The sequence below is a fragment of the Mucilaginibacter sp. PPCGB 2223 genome (assembly GCF_001705515.1).
Taxonomy (GTDB): Bacteria; Bacteroidota; Bacteroidia; order Sphingobacteriales; family Sphingobacteriaceae; genus Mucilaginibacter.
Map to the genome: position 1 here is coordinate 1,475,883 of NZ_MDJS01000001.1, position 22,395 is coordinate 1,498,277.

Here is a 22,395-nt window from a genome sequence, read left to right on the forward strand (position 1 = left end):
TGATTATTGTTTAATAGCTACCGGTTTGCTATAAAAAAAGTCGGGCGTAAACTTGAACATGACGTACGCCCAATTAGCCGATTTATTAAAGGTTGCCGCAACAGCATCCGTTGTAGCCTGGCCTTTGGCAAATGGCATACTATCGGTAGCTTTCATTATCGAATAACCAAACTCGATGTTGGTGAATTTGTTCATAGTATAATTGATTACCAGATCGCCCTCTTTGCCCAGGCTTTTATCGATCACTGTACCATCAGCTTTTTTCATATCCTTATTTAAGGAGAAGGAGTGGATATCCAATCCTACCGACAGTGTATTGGTAGCATATTTGATCTTGAAATAGGGGTTATTTAAACCTCCGGCCGGCGAGCCGCTGCCTGCATAGAAATAATCCATGTATCCCCAGAATTTATGCGGTGTACCGTATAATGGATCAAAACGATTATCTTTTCCAGATGGGTTAACAGCATCATTACCCGACAACACATCATAACCAGGCGTAAAACTCCAGTTGCCTTTTTGATAGGTTAAGGCAACGGTATAATGATAAGCGTCTAAACTTATGTTATCACGATCGACACCCGATTGCTGATAATAAGCGGCCTGCAAGGCAAACTTTCCAAAATCGGAAGCATTACCCAAAGTATGGTTAACCATCAAACCATAGGTATAACGGTGTACCGACGAATAGTCGTAAGTATCGGTTGTTCCGCTGGGTACAAACCTGCGCCCGTAAACATAGCCCGTAGCTGCACTGCCTGCCGAATCGAGGCGGTATTTGCCGAAATTATCGTTAAAAAACAGCGCTGAGAATTTAGTTTGATTGAATTTTTTACTGATATATAAACTGGTGAACGATTTATAATCCTGGGTTGCACCATTGGTGCTTGGCGCATTAGCGTAAACCGGCGTGCCAGTCTTCGAGCTATTATTGGCAGCACTGCCACCGGCAGCCAGGGGTACCAAACCGGCAGGAGCGGCAACCAGTACGCCCAATGAGTTTTTAAGTGTTAAAGGGATATTACCGGGAACGTAATCGGTGTTGGTTACACCAACTGCATCGGTATTTTGATTAAAGGCATAACCGAGGTCGACCTGCCAGCCGTGGTGCATAGTTTTCAGTAAGGCCATGTCGTGATGACGGGCCTGTTGCAACCAATCCAGGTTTCCTATCAGGCGCGAGTCATCATAGATCAACTCCTGCCTGCCGATCTTCAGAGTCATCAAATCAAAAAGCTTGGCGCCGATGGTGGTATCAGCCTTATTAAATAAGGTAAGCTCAGCCCAGCCTTCGTGTAAAAATAAGCGGTTATCAGTTGTTGAAATGGAAGATGCATCGCCTCCCCACACCCTGATATCCTGTACGCTGACACCAAAGGTTAGCCTATCCCATTTATAACCAAAATTTAAACGGGTACGTTGTGAAATAAAGCCACCATCTTTTGAGTCGTTAGCTACCAGGTTGGCATAACCATTACGGTCTTCGGCGCGGGTGCGCAGCTGGCCTGTTAAGGTAATTTGCGCTTGAGTTACAAAACTACAACAAGCAAGAAATACAATTATTGCAAAAAGCGTGCAATGTTTAAGTACATTTTTATACATTTGAGTTAAGTTTTAGAGTTTGTTAAAGCACTTGAACTATTTCCCCCGCCCGGAATGCGACCTCCGGCGGGGGCTTTTTTTGTTTAGATGTTAAAGCCCGAACTTTTTTTATCCATATAATGTCCTTTTTTAATTTTAACCTCGATTAATTACCATAAATATATCTGAATTAACATTTAATTGCAATTACTTTTACATTTTTTAGTAATTAATATGATATAAATCATTTTAAAATTGATTTTTTAACAATTTATTAATTAAAAAAGCAAAAATTGATGGTAAAAAATGATTTTATTAAAAAAATACCCACAAAACCATATCTATTTTCATTGATAAATAACAAAAAAGCTACAAAAACGATGTTAAAAACGCGTGAAACAGTCAATTTTAGTCAATCATTTGAAAAAAAGGTGATAAAAACGCGGTAAACACAAAGAAAATTAATGATTATACGATTTTATCGATCATAAAATCTACAATTCTTAAAAAAAAAGACGAAAATCGATCAAGAAGTATTGTTTTTTATATACCCTGGCGCCGATGGGCGGCGCCAGGGTATCAAGACTCCTAAGAAGAGGGAATTACGCGATCCCGATAAATACCCTGCCACCTTCAACTTTAACCGGGTAGGTTTTAATTTGATAATCGTCGCCGCTGAGGCACTCGCCGGTTAACAGCGAGAAAGTTTTTTTATGAAAAGGGCACGCCACCTTCGGATCACAGTTATCGCCCGCGCTCCCTATCATACCCCTGGCAAGCACCATTTGCTGTTTATGCGGGCAAAGATTTTGTGTGGCATACCACTCGCCGCGACGGGCAAAATTAAAAACCGCAATCTGCTCATTGCCCAACTTAACACACGCACCTCCGTTTTCCGGAATATCATCGGCATAACATGCCATATGCCATTGTATATCAATCAGTGTTTCCATATTTCTTAAAATTTATAACCCAACCTTGAAGACCAGGAGCATATCACCTGGCCTCACCAGGTTTGGGCACTTACAAACTAAACTACCATTCGCGGGCGCGCACCTGTTCGCGCATAGGCTCAAACTGCACATGCGGATCTTTTTCGTCGGGCGCGTTTACAAAGTGGTTAAATCGCTTACGCAATTCAGGATTTTCAACAACCTCCTTCCACTCACAGTGATAAGTATCTATCAAAGCCTGGATATCCTCCTCCAGTTGTTCACCGATACCTAAACTGTCATTGATTATCACATTTTTAAGGTAGCTCATCCCCCCGTCCATCTTGTTGAGCCAGGTGGCCGTACGGGTTAGCGGGTCGGCGGTTTTGATATAGAACATCAAAAACCTATCGAGATATTTAATACAGGTTTCTTTATCAATATCGGCGGCAAGCAACTGTGCGTGCTGCGGTTTCGAACCTCCGTTACCGCACACATATAAGTTCCAGCCTTTTTCGGTGGCTATAATGCCAAAGTCTTTAGCCTGAGCTTCGGCGCATTCGCGGATACAGCCACTAACCCCGCCTTTGAGCTTGTGCGGCGACCGGATACCTTTATACCTATTCTCAACCTCTATCGCAAAGGTCACGCTATCGTGCAAACCAAATCTGCACCAGGTACTACCTACACAGCTTTTTACCGTACGCAGCGACTTACCATACGCGTGCCCGCTTTCAAAACCAGCCTCGATCAACTCCTCCCATATCTGCGGCAGGTCGCTCACATGCGCGCCGAATAAATCGATGCGCTGACCGCCGGTGATTTTAGTGTACAGGTTATACTTCTTTGCCACCCGCCCTATCACTATTAATTTATCGGGCGTGATTTCGCCACCCGGTATACGCGGCACAACCGAATAAGTACCACCCTTTTGGATATTGGCCAGGTAACGGTCGTTACTATCCTGTATCGGCGCCTGTTTTACGATAAGATCGTTCCACAAACCCGAAAGTATACTTGCTACAACCGGTTTACATACTTCGCAACCATCACCACGGCCGTAATGATCGAGCACTTCGTCGTAATGTTTAATGTTATTGATCCGGATCAGATCAAGCAACTCCTGCCGCGAATGGTCAAAATGCTCACAAATCACATTTTTAATGTACTGACCATTGGCTTTCATCGTACCTACGATCAGATCTTTAACCATCGGCACGCAGCCACCGCAGCCAGTTCCGGCCTTGGTGCATTTTTTCATCGCGTCTACAGTCGTAATATCGTGTTCACAAACTGCATTGCATATGGCACCTTTGGTCACTGCCTCGCACGAGCAGATCAACGCATCATCCGGTAAACCCATTACTCCGGCACCGGCATCGGCCGAATCGCCGCCACGGGCGCCTAACAACAAATCCTCCGGACTTGGCGGCAGCACCAGTTTATTATTCACCGTTTGCAGCAGCATATTATACGCTTCCGCATCACCAATTAAGATACCGCCCAGCAGGTATTTACCGTCGGTACTGATATTAATGCGCTTGTAAACACCCTTGTGCGTGTCTTCGAAAATAATAGTGCGGCAATCGGGCTCGGTTATAAACGCATCGCCAAAACTGGCCACATCAACGCCTATCAGCTTGAGCTTGGTACTCATGTCGAAGCCGTTAAATTCTTTATTAACCTCAGCAAGATGCGAAACCACGACATCGGCCATTTCATAACCCGGAGCCACAAGCCCGTAGATCATCCCATCAAATAAAGCACATTCGCCTATGGCGAAGATACTTTCATCACTGGTTTGCATCTTTGAGTTTACCAGGATACCGCCACGGGTACCTATCTGCAAACCAGCAAGTTTCGCCAGTTCGTCGCGCGGGCGGATACCCGCCGATATCACCAGCATATCTACCGGCAATACACTTTCATCATTAAATTTAAGGCCGCTGATTTGATGATCACCAGTGATACACTGGGTGCTCTTGTTCAAATGGATATTTAAACCGAGCGATTTGAGTTTCGACTGCAGCATAGCGCTCCCCATCGAATCTATCTGCCGCGGCATCAACCGCGGGGCAAATTCAATCACATGCGCCTCTGGTATCCCCAGATCGAGCACTGCTTTTGCCGCTTCCAGCCCAAGCAGACCGCCACCCATCACCGCGCCAACTTTCGCGTTAGCAGCATAAGCTTTAATCAGCTCAAGGTCTTCAATAGTACGGTAAACAAATACCCCTGCCTTCTCCACTCCCGGAATATCAGGTACAAAAGCCGACGAACCCGTAGCCAGCACCAGGTAATCATATTTTAGCGTAATGCCCTTTGAAGAGTGTACTGTTTTATGGGCACGGTCTATTTCCTGCACCGGGTCACCAAGCAGCAGTTCAATGCCATTTTCGGCATACCAGGAGGATGATGACATAGACAGATCTTCGGCAGACCTGCCACTAAAATATTCGCTCAGATGGACACGATCGTAGGCTCTGCGGGGCTCCTCACCAAAAACGATGATTTTAAAATCGGCTGAACGGCTGACCAGTTTCTCACAAAACTTATAACCAACCATGCCATTCCCAACTACAATAACGGTAGGTTTTGACATACAAGAGTTTTAAATGTTAAAGCACTTCTATTAAAAATAGCTCAACTGCGACCTAAAGCCATTTACAATAGCAATTATAGATAAAAAATCAATACAAATCAAATAATTTCATTAATTTAGTCATGTTTTTTAGGTTAAAATCAGTAAGTTTTTGCTATTTCATATAATTTAAATCATAAAATATTAACATTTTATTAAAAATAAACCGCGCCACATGTTTTAAATCTAAAAAACATCATAAAAAACAACGTCTAAATTGAAAATAGCGAAAAAATGGCTAAATATTCGAATTATATTAACAACAAGGGACTAAATCAGCGAAGTACAACAACTTTTAAGATAAAAAGACAATGAAAATACGCATCAAAGGAAATTCTTTACGTTACAGATTAACCAAAACCGATGTCAGTAACTTTACATTAAATGGCTATATTGAAGAACGCACCTGCTTTGGCGACCAAACATTGATTTATTCGCTGCAGCGCGCAGATACTGTGCAAGGATTATCTGCAAAGTTTGAAGGTTGTAAAATAACTCTTTTTATACCATGGACCATGGCCGATGAATGGCATGCAACAGACAAAGTTGGTTTTGAAGGCATAGATAACAACCTTTTTTTACTGATTGAAAAGGACTTTCAGTGCCTCGATAATGTAGCTGAAGATCAAAGCGATAACTACCCTAACCCCCTGCTGAATTGCGGATAGGTATTTATAAATAATTAGGCTTGCGTAAATCAGAATACAGCATGTATAAAGAGTGACCTAACTCACACCCTGGGATGACCGCGGTCAGTACAAGGCAATTTGTTGATTCGTTTTTTTGCAGTATAAAACTGCGATCATGCAACGTCAGCAAATGGAAAGATCAACAACGCCATGGGTTCCACGGGCGATAACCATTGTTATCGTCGTGGTTATGATGATTTTGATGGTCCTCTTCGGCAAAAAAGTATATGGGCAATCTCCAACCCATTTAAGCATAGAGGATGCATACCAACGCGCAAGATTAAACTATCCGCTCATAAAACAGAATGGGCTGATTGATAAAACCGCAGCATACACTGTAGCTAATGCATCCAAAGGCTACTTACCCTCCTTGTCGTTCAGCGGGCAGGCGACTTACCAGTCAACAGTTACCAATTTCCCGCTAACGATCCCCATACCCGGCTTTTCGCTCCCATCTTACAATAAAGATCAATACAAAATATATGCGGAAGCAGATCAGTTGATCTATGACGGCGGTGCGATACAGAATACAAAACAAATGGCACAGGCAACCCAGATGATACAGTGCCAGAACCTGGAAGCTGAACTTTATAACCTGTACGATCGTGTTAACCAGCTGTTTTTTGGTGTCTTACTGATTAATGAACAACTCAGGCAAAACGAACTGTTAAAAAAGGATATCGAAAACGGGATTGACAAAACAACTGCATTGGTAAAAAATGGTACCGCCTACCGAAGCAGTGTTGATGAGCTTTCGGCCCAATTGCTGCAGGTTGAGCAGGCACGGACAGAACTCAAAAGTACAAAAGGCGCATTTCTGCTCATGCTTGCGCAGTTTACGGGCATTAATATTGATGAAAATACCATCATCGAAAAGCCCGGAAAGCCTGCATTGGTCACCGGGATAAACCGGCCTGAGCTGCTGGCTCTCGATTATCAAAAGCTAACCTATGCTTTGCAGGCACAATCGCTCAAAGTACAGCTACGGCCTAAGTTTGGATTCTTTATCCAAGGCGGCTACGGTAGGCCGGGCCTCAATTTTTTGAACAATAATTTTGCGTGGTATTACCTGGGTGGTTTAAAGTTCAGCTGGAATCTCGGTAGCTTGTACACTTACAAAAATCAGAGGGAACTGCTCTCTATCAGCATACAGGGGCTTGACGTGCAAAAAGAAACCTTTCTGTTTAATACCACCCTGGAGTTAAAACAACAAAGCGCGGCTATTTCGAAATATGATGAATTGATTGAAAAAGACCGGGATATCATCTCGCTACGCGAACGGGTAAAAGGTGCCGCTGCCGCTCAGTTGGAGAACGGCGTACTAACTGCACACGATTACATTACACAGGTAAATGCCGATGACCAGGCAAGGCAAAGCTTTATACTCCACCGGATACAGTTGTTACAAGCCCAGTTTAGCTATCAAAACACGTCAGGCATTACTACCGATCATTAAAACTATAGTCATGAATATCCGTAAAGTATTATACCTGTTTATTGCCCCGCTATTGTTAAGCGGCTGTAATTCGGGCAACCATCTGTCTGATGCATCGGGCACCTTTGAAGCTGATGAAGTGATTGTATCGGCAGAGGTACCGGGCAAAATATTATCGCTGAACTTAGAAGAAGGCAGTACCTTGCAAAAAGACGAAATAGTGGGCATAATTGACCCGGTACCCCTGCAATTACAAAAAGCCCAGGTTGAAGCCAACATCGATGCCCTGCACCAGCGCACGCTGGATGTAAGGCCACAGATAAAAATGCTGCAGGATCAGGCCGCAGTTCTGCAAATACAGCTAAACCAGGCATTATATGAAAAAAAACGCACTGAGCGGCTGCTGAAAGCAGATGCTGCCACAACCAAGCAATTAGATGATATCAATACACAGATTGATGTATTGCAAAAACAGATCGTGGTAGCACGGCAACAAATTAAAGTGCAACAAACAGCAACAGGAACACAAAACAGCACCATTTTGAGCGAGTACAAACCGCTGAAAAAATCAGTCGCACAAATTGATGATCAGTTAAAGCGCACCAGTATTACAAACCCTGTTAGCGGGGTTGTACTTACCAAATACGCAATGGCGGGCGAAATTACGTCGGCAGCTAAAGCATTGTACAAAATAGCCGACGTTTCCATTATTACCCTCAGGGCGTATATTACCGGCACCCAGCTTTCGGCTATTAAGCTCAACCAGCAGGTTAAGGTGTTGGTTGATGATGGCTCATCTGCGTATAAAAATTATACCGGTATAATTACCTGGATATCCGATAAGGCCGAGTTCACACCAAAAACCATCCAAACTAAAGACGAAAGGGCGAATCTGGTGTACGCTGTAAAGATCCGCGTTAAAAACGATGGCTACCTGAAGATAGGCATGTATGGCGAAGTCAAATTTAATGGATATGAAAGCCATAACCGTTGAAAATATCGTTAAAACATACAGGATTAAAAAAGGTGTCGTTGAGGCGCTGAACGATATCTCATTCTCGGTAGACCGGGGCGAGATTTTTGGTATTATCGGACCAGACGGCGCCGGTAAAACATCTCTGTTCCGCGTATTGACGACACTTTTGCGGGCAGATAGCGGCACTGCGACCATCGACGGATTTGATGTAATTAAGGGTTATAAGCAAATACGCAACCGGGTTGGTTATATGCCGGGCAGGTTCTCGTTATATCAGGACCTGTCGGTACAGGAGAACCTGGAGTTTTTCGCCGCCATTTTTGATACTACTATTGCTCAGAACTACGATTTGATTAAGGAGATATATCAACAGATCGAACCTTTTAAAGCACGAAAAGCCGGACAGCTTTCGGGCGGCATGAAGCAAAAACTTGCACTCTGCTGCGCGCTGATCCACAAACCGTCGGTTTTATTTTTGGATGAGCCTACCACCGGTGTGGATGCCGTGTCCCGCAAAGAATTTTGGGAGATGCTGCATCGCCTTAAAATACAAGGCATTACCATACTGGTATCCACAGCCTATATGGATGAGGCAAGTTTATGCGATAAGGTAGCGCTGATGCAAAAGGGTCGGCTATTATCTGTTAATACAACCCAAGGCATTATAGCGCAATTTAAAAAAACTATTTGGGCGATAAAGGCCACCGAAATGTTCAGGCTAATGAATGAGTTGAAAAACAGCGAGGCAATTGAGAGCTGTTATCCTTTCGGGCAGTACCATCATGTGGTTTTTAAGCCAGCCGCAAATAATAGCGAACTGCTTAAAAACATTGCTGTACGGGGGCACTTTACGCAGTTTGAGATGAAACAGATTGAGCCGGGCATTGAAGATTGCTTTATGGAACTAATGCAGGCATAGCTATGGAAAAGGTAATAACGGCAAACGGGCTCACCAAAAAATTCGGCGATTTTGCAGCCGTCGATCATATTACGTTCGACGTAAACAAGGGCGAAATATTTGGTTTTCTGGGTGCGAACGGGGCCGGTAAAACTACGGCCATGCGCATGCTTTGCGGCCTTTTAATGCCCTCATCGGGCCAGGCTACGGTGGCGGGCTTTGATGTTTATAAGCAAAATGAACTGATCAAGAAGAACATCGGCTATATGAGCCAAAAGTTTTCACTGTACGAAGATCTGACACTGGGCGAAAATATCAGGTTTTACGGTGGCATATATGGATTGACCGACAAGCAGATCGATGAGAAAAGCTACCTTTTACTCCATCAGCTCAATATGGAACACCAGGAAAAAATACTGGTGAAAGAGTTACCATTAGGCTGGAAACAGAAGCTGGCTTTTTCGATCGCCATTGTACATGATCCCGCTATTGTTTTTTTAGACGAGCCAACGGGTGGTGTTGACCCGGTTGCCCGTCGCGAATTCTGGAACCTGATCTATGAAGCGTCGGCCAGGGGTATTACCATTTTTGTGACGACCCATTATATGGACGAAGCCGAGTATTGCAACCGCGTATCTGTTATGGTGGATGGCCGCATCGACGCGCTCGATTCGCCCCTTAACCTGATGAAAGCCCATAATGCGGCATCGATGGATGAAGTTTTTTTACAACTGGCCCGAAAAGCGGTGCGAACGGATAACTAATTGAGTAAAAGGCGTGAAACAGTTTTTAATCTTCGTAAAAAAAGAATGGCTGCACATCTGGCGCGACAGGCGCACGTTGTTTATCCTTATCTGGATGCCTGTGGTGCAGATCGTCCTTTATGGCTTCGCCCTCACCAACGAAGTTAAAAATTCAAATATCGCTATTCTCGATCAGGCGCATGATGAAGCAAGTATCACTATAGCAAATAAGATAGCAGCAAGCCGATACTTTAATCTGGTAAAAAACCTGTATTCATACAACGATATCGAAGCTACTTTTAAACAGGGCAAGATCAGGATGGCCATAGTTTTTCCATCAGGTTTCAGGCACGACCTGCTACACGCCAACAGCGCACAAATACAAATCATAGCCGATGCATCTGATCCAAACACTGCAAACACCCTGACCAACTATGCTGCAACGATAGTTACCGATTACCAGGCAACTTTAAATCATGAACAGAAACTACCTTATACTATCAGCACCCAGGTCAGAATGCTTTATAATCCGGAGCTAAAAGGTGCTTATAACTTCGTTCCGGGTGTAATGGCCCTGGTATTAATGCTGGTTTGTGCTATGATGACCTCGATGGCTATCGTAAAAGAAAAAGAAATGGGTACAATGGAGGTTATCCTGGTTTCGCCGTTAAAGCCCTTCCGCATTATTATTGCTAAAACGGTACCTTATCTGTTCGTTTCCTTCATTAACATCATCACCATACTGTTGCTCAGTGTTTATGCGCTTGATGTACCTATATCAGGCAGCGTCTGGCTGCTGTTAGCCGAAAGTATTTTGTTTACTATTACCTCGTTATCTATTGGCATACTCATATCCAACAGCGCAACCACTCAACAAGCGGCCATGTTTATGGCTATGCTAAGTTTGTTTTTACCTACACTGCTGTTCAGCGGCTTTATGTTCCCTATCGAAAACATGCCTTTCCCTTTACAGATCATCTCCAACATAGTACCGGCCAAGTGGTATTTTGTTATCATTAAAGCCGTAATGATTAAAGGATTGGGCTTTGCTGCTATCTGGAAAGAAACCCTCATCCTGATAGGGATGACGGCAGCATTGCTTGGTATCAGTATTTATCAATTTAAGATCAGGCTGGCATGAGAACACTTAAGTTTTTACTGCAGAAAGAACTACGCCAGATCATCCGGGATCCGGCCATCATCCGCATATTGTTCATTATGCCCATGATACAACTGTTAGTATTACCCTTAGCAGCTGATTACGAGGTGAAAAATATCAACCTCGGCGTAGTAGACCACGATCACAGCCAATATTCGCGCCTGCTGATCAACAAAATAATTGCATCGGGCTATTTCAGATTAAGGGATAACAACTCCTCTTTTACCCAGGGCTTACATGCTGTAGAACAGGATAAGGCCGACCTGATCTTAGAAATACCCCCGCAATTTGAACAGGCGTTGGTAAAAGATAACGAGGCTCCGTTATTTGTTGCTGTTAACGCCATCAACGGGGTTAAAGCCGGTTTGGGCGGCGCTTATATACAGAACATCATCCGCGATTATAATCAGGAAATCCGTATGCAGTGGGCAGGATATCCACGATTTAACCCGCAGCCAGTCATACAGATCACCTCATCTGATTGGTATAACCCTAATATGAACTATAAGGTGTTTATGGTGCCCGGCATATTGGTTATGCTGGTAACTATGATAGGGTCATCTTTTGCATCCAACAACATTGTACGCGAAAAAGAAATGGGCACCATTGAGCAAATTAATGTAAGTCCGATAAAAAAGCACGAGTTTATCCTGGGTAAGCTCATCCCCTTCTGGATGCTGGCTATTACCGTGTTAACCATGGGCCTTACCATTGCCCGGCTGGTTTATGGTATAGTACCTTTAGGGCATTATATCACTATTTACATTTTTGCAACTGTATATCTACTTGCAATTCTCGGCCTGGGGCTTTTGTTATCAACCTATGCGCAAACCCAACAGCAATCAATGCTGGTGTCGTTTTTCGTAACCATGATATTTAATTTATTGAGCGGCCTGTATACCCCGATTGAAAGTATGCCGGGCTGGGCACAATTGATTACCAGGTTTAACCCGGTATCGTACTTTATCGAGGTGATGCGGATGGTGATGCTGAAGGGAAGCGGTCTTACCGATATTAAGTTCCAGATACTGGCTATGTTTGGTTTTGCCCTGTTTTTTAATGGCTGGGCTATACTGAACTACCGCAAACGTTCGGGTTAGTTCGGTTAGTTTTTTTTCCAGACAATACCTATCCGCAATACATCAGCCCCAATCCTCTGCCAGTCGTTACGAAGTGAAGCAGGTTAGCATAGGCTCACCATCAATGGTTACACGCTTATCCAAAGTACCAGCATTAAGCTTTGACTTGCTATGAGAAGGCATAGTGCTTTGCGTTGAAGATCGTTGCCAACAAGGTGAGCAAACTCAAAACCCCGTTCAGCATAAATAAGAAAACTTCAGGAATAAATAGTTGTGAAAATACGAGCGCTTGATTTAATCCAATGTTAGCCCCATCTTATGCCCGTACGGAAATTTGTCAACTGGCAGCCGCTGTAAAGCGCCGGAACAGCAGTAAAGATCAGGATAACAATTGCAGTTATCCGCAGCCTGCTTTTAGTACGTAACATTTTGTTCGGACAGAATATCGCTTACCGGCATACCGGTTTTTATAAGTGGTTAATTAATTTTTTTTATTTTGTTGTTTTGCCTTTTCCTTTTCCAGTTTTTTAAAATAGCCACTGAATAAAAAATTGTGCTTCAGGGCTTCCATATCCTGGTTAAAGGCATCTGTCCCTTTCTGGATATTATCCATGCTTTTTTTGAGGTTTTGAGCTATCACCGAATCTTTAAGCATTGCATTTAGCGATCCTTTACCACCTGTAAGATCTTTATCTATCTTTAATACCAGTGCGTTGAGGTTAGCGGTCATCTGGTCGGCGTTATTGCCTGCGGTTTTTATTTTGGCAATGGCACTTTTTAAATCACCCCCGGCCACGGTATCGGCAAGCAACACACCAAGTGCGCCTTTTCCGTTCCCGGCCCGGGTAACCATGTTGCTTATTGCCAGAGATATCTGGCTGGCGTTGGCTGTTGCTTTGGCAATGTTTTTTAATGATGTTTTAAGGCTCTTACCGATGCTCCTGTCGTTTAAAACATCCCATACAGCACTCTGATTGATACGGAGCGCTGTTGCTTTAAGCTCGGCAGAAATCACAGCGATATTATTATTGGTTGTAGATAATGTTTGCAGCATATCGTCGGTGCTGACCATTTTTTGTGTACCCAGCATATCGCCATTATCCACGAGCGGGCTGGCCCCTTTCCCAGCCGAGATATTAACCACTTTGTTGCCCATCAGGCCATCCGTCCCGATGGCAGCCAGTGCATTTTTATGGATAAATGTGCGTACCTTATCATCGATGGTCATCGTCACCTCGATCGAAGTATCGCTGATGAGGCGGATGCTTTTAACCGTACCACCCTGTATGCCTGCAAACAATACGTTGTTGCCTACGATGAGGCCGTTAAGATTCGGAAAGCGGGTATGTAGTTCAAAACTGCTTCCGAAAAGGTTATTGTTTTTGCCAATCATGTAAAACGCCATAATCAGCGCCAGCAGCCCGGCCAGTACAAATATACCCAGCCTGGTATTATTTCCTGTTTCGTTTGCCATTGTTCATTATTCAAAAAATTGTTTAATATTTTCATCTGCCGATGCTTCAAAATCAGGGTAGGTGCCTTGGGCATAACATTTGCCTCCCGAAAGCAACACCACCCTATCGGCCGTATTTTTTACACAATTCATATCGTGCGAGATGATAATCGATGTGGTATGGTATTTTTTTTGTAGCCTGATGATCAGGTTATCTATCTCGCGTGCCGTAACCGGGTCGAGGCCAGTGGTAGGTTCATCATAAAGGATGATCTCTGGTTTGAGGATCAGCGTACGGGCCAGCGCTACCCGCTTCAGCATACCTCCCGATAGTTCGGCAGGCATCATATCAACCGTGTGCGGCAATCCCACATTGTTTAGCGCCTCCATTACCAATTCATCTACCTTTTGTTGAGAAAAATCGATCCAATGCCGCCGTAACGGGAACTCCAGGTTCTCGCGCACGGTCATCGAATCGTACAGTGCATTACCCTGGAACAAAAAACCCACCTTTGTTCGTACCCGGTCCAGGTCATCATGCCCGAGCAAAGGGATGTTTTGATCGAATACCAGGATATTTCCCTTATCCGGCTTCAGTAAACCAATGATACATTTGATGAGTACCGATTTACCCGAACCTGATTTGCCAAGCACGACCACGTTTTCCTCTCGTTTCACCACCAGGTTAAAGTCGTCGAGCACCACCAGGTCACCGAATTTTTTGTACAGATGCTCGATGACAATAACCGGCCTCACATCAGCTTCGCCATGGTTAAGATCTTCCTGATCTTCGGTGATATCGGCGGCTTTCATCACATTATTAATTTAATCCGAGCAGATCGGTGATCTGTACTGCAAGCAGATCGATCACAAAGATCATAACCGATGCCAATACCACAGCCGCGTTCGCGGAATTACCTACGCCCCGTGTCCCTTTACTCGAATAATATCCCTTATAGCAGCCAATGGCGCCAACTGCAAAACCAAAAAAGAAAGTTTTGATAAAAGCAGGTAGAAAATCGCCGAATGTGAGATCCTGAAAAACCTGTGCAATAAACAGGCGATAGCTTGTAACCGTATGCATGTTAACACCGATATATGCACCAAATAAACATATCGCATCGCCCAGCACAGTTAATACCGGCAACATCAGCGTTGCTGCCATTACACGGGTAGCCACCAGGTATTTATAGGGATTGGTGCCGCTCACTTCCATGGCGTCGATCTGTTCGGTTACCTTCATCGAGCCCAGCTCTGCCCCGATACTGCTGGCGATCTTTCCGGCAAAGATCAGGGCTGTTATAACGGGCCCGATCTCGCGGACAATGGCAATACCGATCATGATCGGCAACTTCGACTCTACGCCATAAACCACCAGCGAGGGCCGTAATTGCATGGTAAGTACCAAACCCATAATAAAAGCGGTAAGGGCAATTAGCGGCAGCGATTTATAACCTATAATATAACATTGCGCCAGCAGTTCTTTTACCTCGTAGCGCGGCTTAACTCCGACAGAAAAAAAGCGCGCCGTGAACCTGGACAGGCTGCCTGTTTCATTCAAAAAAAATCTTGTTTTTGTAGCAAAGCCGTGCATATTGATTGTTTTTACTATAACGCAGGTAACTCTTTTTCGAAATCATGATGCTTAGAAAATTCGTTGACATGAGCTATGCCCTTTAATAATGCATCCCCGTTGAACGATATGCTGTCGATACCCGCGTCAACAAGCAGCTTAAGAAACTCTTCCGAATCGCTCGGAGCCTGACCGCACAAGCCAACTTTTTTATGAAGCCGCCGCGCCGAACTGATCATGCTCAAGATCAACTGCTTGCTTGCTGCATTTTGCTCATCGAACAGATCAGCTATCAACGCCGAGTCCCTGTCGATACCCAGTGTCAGCTGGGTGAGATCATTCGAGCCAATAGAGAAGCCATCAAACACTTTTGCAAACTCGTCGGCTAATAAAACGTTAGCCGGAATTTCGGCCATAACAAATATCTCCAGATCGTTTTTACCTTGCTCAAGGCCGTATTGGCGCATCAGGTCGACTACTTTTTTTCCCTCATCCACGGTACGGCAAAAGGGAATCATCAGTTTAACATTGGTCAGGCCCATCTCGTCCCTCACTACTTTCATAGCCTCACATTCCAACCTGAAGCCTTCGCGATAACGTTCGTGATAATAACGAGAAGCACCTCTGAAGCCGATCATCGGGTTTTCTTCTTCCGGTTCAAAATATCTCCCGCCCAAAAGATCTGCGTATTCGTTCGATTTAAAATCACTCATCCGCACAATAACCTCTTTAGGATAAAAAGCCGCAGCAATTGTAGCGACCCCTTGCGACAGTTTTTCGATAAAATATTGTTCTTTATTGGGAAAGTGCCGTGTCAGATTTTCGATTTTTTGCCTGTCCAGTTCGTCTTTAACATCTTTGAATTTAACAAGCGCCATGGGGTGGGTCTTCACATAATTGCTGATGATGAACTCCAGGCGCATCAAACCAACACCATCGTTAGGCAAAAACGATAGCTGAAAAGCCTTTTCGGGCTCACCAACAATTAACTGTAGTTTAGGATGCCCTGCCAGTTTGATGTGCCCAACAGGTATGTCGGTTTCGGACCAGGCTACCTTGCCACGGTAAACAAAACCGGTTTTACCTTCGGCACAGCTTAGCGTCAGTTCGTCGCCATCGTTGATCAGGGCCGTTCCGTTTTCTGTTCCGACGATGGCAACGGCGCCCAGTTCCCTTGCTATAATGGCGGCATGGCTTGTACGGCCGCCCCTGTTGGTCACAATCCCCGCTACGTTTTTCAGGATAGGGTCCCAGTCGGGGCTTGTCGTATCAGTTACCAATATATCACCCGGCTTTAACTTGCTTGCTTCGGCAGGCGAGTTAAGCACCCTGGCCAAACCAGATGTGATCATGTTGCCGATAGCTTCTCCTTTAGTAATAAGTTTACCTCGTTCTTTAATATTAAATGCGCGGTAAGTAACCGCTTTCTTTGTACTGTGTACAGTTTCGGGGCGGGCTTGTATAATGTACAATTGATGGTTTATGCCATCCTTTGCCCATTCAAAATCCATTGGTTTATGATAGTGATCTTCTATCAGCATAGCCCATTTTGCCAACTGTTCTATTTCATGATCTGCAAGTACAAATCTTTCGCGCAGTTCCCAGGGTGTATCCTTGTTTACAACTGCGGCGGCGCTATTGACCACCTCATTATAAACCATCATTTTGCTTTTGGTTCCGATATTTTTTTGAATGATGGCTTTTAAGTTTTTTGTTAAACTGGGTTTGAAAACCAGAAATTCATCCGGTGTAACAGTGCCCTGAACAATATTTTCGCCCAGGCCCCAAACACCAGCCAGGTGTACCACATTGCAAAAGCCTGATTCAGGTTCTAACGTAAACCCTACGCCCGAACAACCCTTATCGGCACGTACCATTTGCTGAACGCCAACCGACAGATAAACTTTAGTATGATCAAACCCTTTGTCTTCGCGGTATTTTATAGCCCGGTCGGTGTATAAGGAAGCATAACATTGCTGAACTGCTTTGAGCAATGCCTGGTGCCCGCAGATGTTCAGATACGATTCGTGCTGACCGGCAAAACTCGCATCCGGAAGATCTTCGGCTGTAGCGCTGCTCCGCACAGCCACGGGTTGCTCCGCCACATCAAAAAAATAATCGTAAGCATCGGTAATAGCCATCCGCAACTCCGCCGGCATTTCTGCGTCTGCTATTAGCTTCCGTGCTTTTTGGCCGGTTTCTGTAAGATTTGAAAAACCGGTTTTATCCAAATTTGTCATTAGCTGTTGCAAAGGAGCCTCGAGTTTATTGTAAAACAGAAAAAAGCGGAAAGCCCAGGCAGTAACAGCAAATCCCTGTGGCACTTTTACCCCCTTTGATGATAGCCTGGCCACCATTTCGCCCAACGAGGCATTCTTACCACCAACCTCAGCTAAATCGCCTAAGCTGATCTCGCTAAATCTTTTGATGAATCTTTCCATGTTATTTTTGAATAAGCAGATAAGCCGTTCTAATAATTATTTGCTACACTAAAGTTCCGCGTTATCCCATGTCATAAAAATGACTTGAATCACATATCCGGCTGAGTTTGGTTACAAAAAAAGCGCATAGTTTCTATGCGCTTTTTACCACCTGATAGTGGTAACCTAATCCACCTTTATTGCCTTTTTAGCAGTTAACTGTTTCCCCGATTTCTTCAACTCGAGTGTGAGGACACCATTGTGATAATTTGCTTTGATATTATCCTCAATTACGTCATCGGGCAAATTGAATGTACGCGTAAACGAAGCATAAGAAAACTCCTGACGGGTGTACTCTTCTTTTTTATAGTTTTCTTCATCTTTTGTTTCGGCCGAAATAGTTAAAACACCATTTTCGGTTTCTACCTTAAAATCATCCTTTTTAAAGCCCGGCACCGCAAATTCGAGTTCGTAATGATTTTTGGTTTCACGTACATTAACCGCCGGCAAAAACTCACGGTTAAAAAACGGAGCATTAAGAAAAGTATCAGGGAACGACCTGCTAAAGAACCTGTCGGGGCTCCAGAAATCTTCCATCATCGACCTTAACGACGGAGATGTTTTTGATTTAACTAAAGTTGACATCATGTAAACGTTTTGATTTATCAGTAAAATTGATCAATCAAAGCATATCGGCACATGACGACGGACAACTCCATAAATGACCCTCATCAACAATTTAACGAGGCCATAAGAGCGGCTTAACATTAAAATAGTGACTATACTCACATTCATTGATGATTCGCCACAGGTATCATCGTACTTTTTTGTATTTACCTTTATGGTAACATCAGCCGTAAATCAATTCACATGGAAACTTCGGGAATTATAGAAGACAAACAAGCTGTTTACATACGATCGCTCGGCGGAGCTGAGACCGTTACCGGGTCAAAACATTTATTGTGTACACCCGAACTCAACGTCCTGATTGATTGCGGCCTGTTCCAGGGGATTAAATCATTACGCGAAAAAAACTGGGAAACCCTTCCTGTCGACCCGGCAACTATCGGGGCCCTGATCCTGACGCATGCACATTTGGATCATTGCGGGTATATCCCGCTACTGGTAAAAAACGGTTATCGCGGCAAAATATACATGAGCGAACCTACACGCGATCTGACGGAGATCATCCTGCGGGACAGCGCCAAATTACAGGAAGAAGACGCCGACCGGGCAAACCGTCACGGCTATTCCAAACACCATCCGGCAAAACCTCTTTATACTACAGCCGATGTGGAAAGCGCGCTCTATTTTTTCGAGACCGTTACCATCGGCAAAGAATATAGCCTTAACTCAAACATCTCGTTTCAATTTTATCCTGCCGGTCATATTCTGGGTGCATGTTCGGTCAGGCTTTCCTGTTACCATAAAACCATTTTATTTTCGGGCGATATCGGCAGGTATCATTCGGAGCTGCTGCCTGCGCCGCAGCACCCGCAGCAAGCGGATATCGTGTTTATGGAATCGACCTATGGCGACCGTCTTCACGATCATACTGACAGCGGACAAGAAATGGCTTATCTGATCAACGACACCATATTCCGTGGTGGTAATATACTCATTCCGTGTTTTGCAGTGGGCCGCGCCCAGGATGTAGTTCACATCCTTTATCAGCTTAAATCAAAAAAGAACATCCCTGCCCCTCTTCCGGTTTTTTTAGACAGCCCCATGGCTTCTTCTGCAAGTAAAGCTTTGTTGAAATATCCTGATTGGACCACGATCAGCGAACAGGAATGCAGGCAAATGTTTAGCGGTATCACCATTAACCAGGATTACGAGAGAACAAAAAAGATCATCAAGCAGAAGGGCGATAAAATTATACTGGCTGCGAGCGGTATGCTTACCGGCGGCCGCGTATTGGAGTACCTGAAACATTACATTACCGACCAGAAAAATACCATCATTATTATTGGCTACCAGGCCGAGGGTACACGCGGCAGAGCCTTGCTTAACCAGGCGTTCGAGATCAAGATTCATGGCCAGTACTACCCGGTTAGGGCCAAAGTAAAGGAAATAGGCGATCTTTCGGCTCATGCCGACCAGGCCGAACTGTTAAAATGGTTAAAGGATTTTAAACCCGCGCCGCCAAATGTATACCTGGTACACGGCGAACCGGGGGCCCAGGAAGCATTACGGGTAAAGATTCGTACCGAACTTGGGATAGATGCTGTAATACTTAAACGGGATGTGCCAGTATTGCTATTTCGGGTCGGCTAACCTGTGAGGTCTCAAACGATGATAGAACCATTGTTTTGCCATTTCGGCTGACAACATATATGCAGCGATAACGGCGCCCATCCACAGGTAATACATCGGTGGCAAAACAGCAAAACCAAACCAGGCCGATACAGGCAGAAACGGCAGCAACGTAACTATGATCAAAACACCTATCGTTGAAATTAAAAGATATTTACCGGGCAGGCTTTTGTAGAACGGCATCCGTGTACGCACAATTAAGACAATAAGCGTGGCAGAAAAAACCGACTCGATAAACCAGCCGGTTTGAAATTCTTTCTCATCTACGCGCAGTATAAGCAACAATACGCCAAAGGTTAAGTAATCGAACACCGAACTTAACAGGCCGAAGATCATCATAAAACGTTTGATAAAATGCAGATCCCAGCGTTGCGGACTTTGGATATTGATCGCATCTACACGGTCGGCAGCTATGGCCATTTCCGGCAGGTCGGTCAGCAAGTTTGTTAACAGTATTTGTTTAGGCAACAGGGGTAAAAATGGCAAAAACAGCGATGCGCCGGCCATGCTGAACATATTGCCAAAGTTTGCGCTTGTTGCCATAAAAATATATTTCATGGTATTGGTAAAGGTTTTACGGCCTTCAACTATTCCATCAACCAGCACTTCGAGGTCTTTACTCAATAAAACAATATCCGCAGCTTCTTTGGCAATATCAACCGCTGTATCTACTGAAATACCAACTTCGGCTATGTGCAGAGCTGGAGCATCGTTTATGCCATCGCCCATAAACCCTACAACATTGCCCGCGCGTTTCAAAATACTAATGATCCGTTCTTTTTGATTGGGCTCAACTTCGGCAAAAACATGAATACCCGGCGCTGTATGCAATAGAGCGGCATTGCTCATTTTATTGATCTGCCCGCCTGTCAATATTTGTGGCTCATCAAAGCCTATCTGTATAGCAAGGCTTTTTGCGACGAGGGCGTTGTCGCCTGTTATTATTTTTAGCTTTACACCAAGCTGATTGAGCTTCGCTATAGTTTCGGCGATATTTGGTTTCGGGGGATCGAACAAGGTTATAAAACCTAAAAATATCATCCCGGTTTCATCGCTGCGTGTAAAGTTTGATGCGGCCGTTATTGGCTTATATGCCAGGCCGATCGTCCGTAACCCGTTATTGCTAAAAGCTTCATACCTGGTTGTGATCTGCGATTCGTAGCTTTTTATATCAACTATATTTCCGTTTTCGGTTTCGGCCCGGTCGCAAACAGAAAGCACATTTCTCAACGCGCCCTTGGTGATGGCTATCCTCCCCTGCTCATCCTGAACAAGTACAGACAACCGCTTCCTTACAAAATCATAGGGTACTTCTGCCAATACCCTGCAGTTAACCAACCGACGCTGATAACCAGAACAGATCGCATCGTCGATTGGGTTACGGTAGCCCGTTTGTAATGATGCATTTAACCATGCGTATTGAAACACTTTATCGCTATGGTTGCCGGCAATACCTGTAGTATCTTTAAGATCGATCTTTCCTTCAGTTATCGTACCTGTTTTGTCAGAGCACAAGATGTTCATGCTGCCAAGGTTTTCTATAGACGAGAGCCTTTTAACGATGACTTTTAATGCAGCCATGCGCCTGGCGCCCGTTGAAAGGTTTACACTAATAATAGCAGGCAATAGCTGGGGTGTAAGTCCAACTGCCAACGCCAGTGAGAATAACAACGAATTTAAAACAGGTTTATGTAATAATACATTGATGGAAAAGATAATAATAACCAGCACCAGGGTTATTTCCATCAGCAGGTATCCAAATTTTCTTATTCCTTTTTCAAAATCAGTTTCGGGTATTGCTCTTTTAAGGTCAGCCGAGATTTTCCCCAGTTCTGTGTTGACACCCGTATGTATCGCCAGAGCTTTGGCCTTACCGCTGATGACATGCGAGCCCATAAAAACCGTATTGGTCCGTTTTGACAGAGGCGCTTCAGTAGTAACAATTCCTGCGTTTTTTTCGACCGGGAATGTTTCTCCGGTAAATACGGCCTCATCGGTAAAAAGTTCCTGCGATTCCACAAGTAAACAGTCGGCCGGAATGATATCACCCGCAGATAAAGAGATCATATCGCCGGGAACTACTTGTTCTACACTAAGTGCTTTAACCTGCCCATCGCGTAAAACACTGCAATGTAATTGAACCATTTTTAACAGTTCGGCAACGGCTTTTGCAGCATGGTATTCTTGCCAAAAGCCAAGTAAACTGCTGATCAGCACGATAGCAATAATAATTGCAGCATCAGTTATATCGCCCAAACCAGCCGAAAGCAAACTGGCTATAATCAACAACAGCGTTATCGGGCTCTTAAACTGCGATATAAATAAAAAAAGGCCAGACGCCATTTTTTTACCTGTTAACGAATTGGCGCCATACCGTTTTAACCTTAGGGCTGCTTCGGCTGAGGTTAAACCGGCTGCTCCGGATGACAGGTAATGAAACGCATCGTCAACCGGAGCATTCCAGAAGCGTTGTGTGGGCTTAAATTCGTTCAGCATTGCC

At 44.4% G+C, this 22,395-nt stretch carries 18 protein-coding genes; 8 read left to right on the forward strand and 10 right to left on the reverse strand.

All coding sequences use genetic code 11. From position 1 onward, the window contains the following. Nucleotides 1-3: 3 nt before the first annotated feature. The 3 genes from BEL04_RS06350 to nirB all read right to left on the reverse strand — a co-directional run bounded on the left by BEL04_RS06350 (nt 4) and on the right by nirB (nt 5,115). Nucleotides 4-1,602, reverse strand: coding sequence for an alginate export family protein (locus tag BEL04_RS06350; protein ID WP_139112933.1), 1,599 nt, complete (start codon nt 1,600-1,602; stop codon nt 4-6). 581 nt (nt 1,603-2,183) lie between these two features. Continuing rightward, entirely contained in the window at nt 2,184-2,534 is a 351-nt protein-coding gene (gene nirD / locus BEL04_RS06355; RefSeq protein WP_066001414.1) for a nitrite reductase small subunit NirD, read from the reverse strand. Nucleotides 2,535-2,616: 82 nt separating this feature from the next. Continuing rightward, nucleotides 2,617-5,115, reverse strand: coding sequence for a nitrite reductase large subunit NirB (nirB, locus tag BEL04_RS06360; protein ID WP_066001415.1), 2,499 nt, complete (start codon nt 5,113-5,115; stop codon nt 2,617-2,619). Between the two features lie 350 nt (nt 5,116-5,465). Here nirB and BEL04_RS06365 point away from each other — a divergent pair, with 350 nt between their 5' ends. From BEL04_RS06365 to BEL04_RS06395, 7 genes are all read left to right on the forward strand, one after another. After that, a complete protein-coding gene (locus BEL04_RS06365; protein WP_066001416.1) occupies nt 5,466-5,822 on the forward strand; it encodes a hypothetical protein in 357 nt (118 codons plus the stop codon). 136 nt (nt 5,823-5,958) lie between these two features. After that, on the forward strand, nt 5,959-7,299 hold the full coding sequence (locus BEL04_RS06370) for a TolC family protein (RefSeq protein WP_083227782.1): 1,341 nt from the start codon (nt 5,959-5,961) through the stop codon (nt 7,297-7,299). A 10-nt stretch (nt 7,300-7,309) separates the two neighbouring features. Beyond that, a complete protein-coding gene (locus BEL04_RS06375; protein WP_066001417.1) occupies nt 7,310-8,272 on the forward strand; it encodes an HlyD family secretion protein in 963 nt (320 codons plus the stop codon). Next, nucleotides 8,253-9,173, forward strand: coding sequence for an ABC transporter ATP-binding protein (locus BEL04_RS06380; protein WP_066001418.1), 921 nt, complete (start codon nt 8,253-8,255; stop codon nt 9,171-9,173). Before BEL04_RS06375 ends, BEL04_RS06380 begins: the two co-directional genes overlap by 20 nt. A 2-nt stretch (nt 9,174-9,175) precedes the next feature. Continuing rightward, nucleotides 9,176-9,916 (forward strand): ABC transporter ATP-binding protein, encoded by a 741-nt coding sequence (locus BEL04_RS06385; protein WP_083227783.1) that lies wholly within the window; start codon nt 9,176-9,178, stop codon nt 9,914-9,916. A 13-nt stretch (nt 9,917-9,929) separates the two neighbouring features. Continuing rightward, nucleotides 9,930-11,036, forward strand: coding sequence for an ABC transporter permease (locus tag BEL04_RS06390; protein WP_066001420.1), 1,107 nt, complete (start codon nt 9,930-9,932; stop codon nt 11,034-11,036). After that, nucleotides 11,033-12,154, forward strand: coding sequence for an ABC transporter permease (locus tag BEL04_RS06395; protein ID WP_066001422.1), 1,122 nt, complete (start codon nt 11,033-11,035; stop codon nt 12,152-12,154). Before BEL04_RS06390 ends, BEL04_RS06395 begins: the two co-directional genes overlap by 4 nt. Nucleotides 12,155-12,438: 284 nt before the next feature. Here the strand turns inward: BEL04_RS06395 and BEL04_RS24675 are convergent, their stop codons facing one another. The 6 genes from BEL04_RS24675 to BEL04_RS06420 form a co-directional block, all read right to left on the reverse strand. After that, nucleotides 12,439-12,561 carry a hypothetical protein gene (locus BEL04_RS24675; protein ID WP_256389278.1) on the reverse strand — a complete coding sequence of 41 codons (123 nt, stop codon included), beginning with the start codon at nt 12,559-12,561 and terminating at the stop codon, nt 12,439-12,441. Between the two features lie 53 nt (nt 12,562-12,614). Further along, nucleotides 12,615-13,607: an MlaD family protein gene (locus tag BEL04_RS06400; protein ID WP_066001425.1), complete on the reverse strand. Its 993-nt coding sequence runs from the start codon at nt 13,605-13,607 to the stop codon at nt 12,615-12,617. 6 nt (nt 13,608-13,613) lie between these two features. Next, nucleotides 13,614-14,399, reverse strand: coding sequence for an ABC transporter ATP-binding protein (locus BEL04_RS06405; RefSeq protein ID WP_083227784.1), 786 nt, complete (start codon nt 14,397-14,399; stop codon nt 13,614-13,616). Nucleotides 14,400-14,406: 7 nt separating this feature from the next. Continuing rightward, the gene (locus BEL04_RS06410) at nt 14,407-15,147 is read right to left on the reverse strand and encodes an ABC transporter permease (protein ID WP_254659533.1); all 741 of its coding nucleotides are present in this window, start codon (nt 15,145-15,147) and stop codon (nt 14,407-14,409) included. Nucleotides 15,148-15,194: 47 nt separating this feature from the next. Then, the gene (gene ppsA / locus BEL04_RS06415) at nt 15,195-17,600 is read right to left on the reverse strand and encodes a phosphoenolpyruvate synthase (protein ID WP_066001434.1); all 2,406 of its coding nucleotides are present in this window, start codon (nt 17,598-17,600) and stop codon (nt 15,195-15,197) included. Between the two features lie 165 nt (nt 17,601-17,765). Beyond that, entirely contained in the window at nt 17,766-18,227 is a 462-nt protein-coding gene (locus tag BEL04_RS06420) for an Hsp20/alpha crystallin family protein (protein WP_083227785.1), read from the reverse strand. Nucleotides 18,228-18,449: 222 nt separating this feature from the next. On the opposite strand from BEL04_RS06420, the gene BEL04_RS06425 reads away from it, so the two are divergent. Continuing rightward, complete coding sequence (locus tag BEL04_RS06425; RefSeq protein ID WP_066001437.1) at nt 18,450-19,856, forward strand: MBL fold metallo-hydrolase RNA specificity domain-containing protein; 1,407 nt, start codon at nt 18,450-18,452, stop codon at nt 19,854-19,856. On the opposite strand, the gene mgtA is transcribed toward BEL04_RS06425, so the two are convergent. Continuing rightward, entirely contained in the window at nt 19,839-22,391 is a 2,553-nt protein-coding gene (gene mgtA / locus BEL04_RS06430) for a magnesium-translocating P-type ATPase (protein WP_066001439.1), read from the reverse strand. The genes BEL04_RS06425 and mgtA overlap by 18 nt on opposite strands. Between the last annotated feature and the right edge of the window lie 4 nt (nt 22,392-22,395).

Bases quoted from the DNA above. Each gene is read 5' to 3' on its own strand.
- BEL04_RS06400 (WP_066001425.1), bottom strand. From the start codon at position 13,607: ATGGCAAACGAAACAGGAAATAATACCAGGCTGGGTATATTTGTACTG.
- BEL04_RS06365 (WP_066001416.1), top strand. From the start codon at position 5,466: ATGAAAATACGCATCAAAGGAAATTCTTTACGTTACAGATTAACCAAA.
- BEL04_RS06395 (WP_066001422.1), top strand. From the start codon at position 11,033: ATGAGAACACTTAAGTTTTTACTGCAGAAAGAACTACGCCAGATCATC.
- BEL04_RS06425 (WP_066001437.1), top strand. From the start codon at position 18,450: ATGGAAACTTCGGGAATTATAGAAGACAAACAAGCTGTTTACATACGA.
- BEL04_RS06380 (WP_066001418.1), top strand. From the start codon at position 8,253: ATGAAAGCCATAACCGTTGAAAATATCGTTAAAACATACAGGATTAAA.
- BEL04_RS06350 (WP_139112933.1), bottom strand. From the start codon at position 1,602: ATGTATAAAAATGTACTTAAACATTGCACGCTTTTTGCAATAATTGTA.
- nirD (WP_066001414.1), bottom strand. From the start codon at position 2,534: ATGGAAACACTGATTGATATACAATGGCATATGGCATGTTATGCCGAT.
- BEL04_RS24675 (WP_256389278.1), bottom strand. From the start codon at position 12,561: ATGTTACGTACTAAAAGCAGGCTGCGGATAACTGCAATTGTTATCCTG.
- BEL04_RS06370 (WP_083227782.1), top strand. From the start codon at position 5,959: ATGCAACGTCAGCAAATGGAAAGATCAACAACGCCATGGGTTCCACGG.
- ppsA (WP_066001434.1), bottom strand. From the start codon at position 17,600: ATGGAAAGATTCATCAAAAGATTTAGCGAGATCAGCTTAGGCGATTTA.
- mgtA (WP_066001439.1), bottom strand. From the start codon at position 22,391: ATGCTGAACGAATTTAAGCCCACACAACGCTTCTGGAATGCTCCGGTT.
- BEL04_RS06405 (WP_083227784.1), bottom strand. From the start codon at position 14,399: ATGAAAGCCGCCGATATCACCGAAGATCAGGAAGATCTTAACCATGGC.
- BEL04_RS06420 (WP_083227785.1), bottom strand. From the start codon at position 18,227: ATGATGTCAACTTTAGTTAAATCAAAAACATCTCCGTCGTTAAGGTCG.
- BEL04_RS06385 (WP_083227783.1), top strand. From the start codon at position 9,176: ATGGAAAAGGTAATAACGGCAAACGGGCTCACCAAAAAATTCGGCGAT.
- nirB (WP_066001415.1), bottom strand. From the start codon at position 5,115: ATGTCAAAACCTACCGTTATTGTAGTTGGGAATGGCATGGTTGGTTAT.
- BEL04_RS06375 (WP_066001417.1), top strand. From the start codon at position 7,310: ATGAATATCCGTAAAGTATTATACCTGTTTATTGCCCCGCTATTGTTA.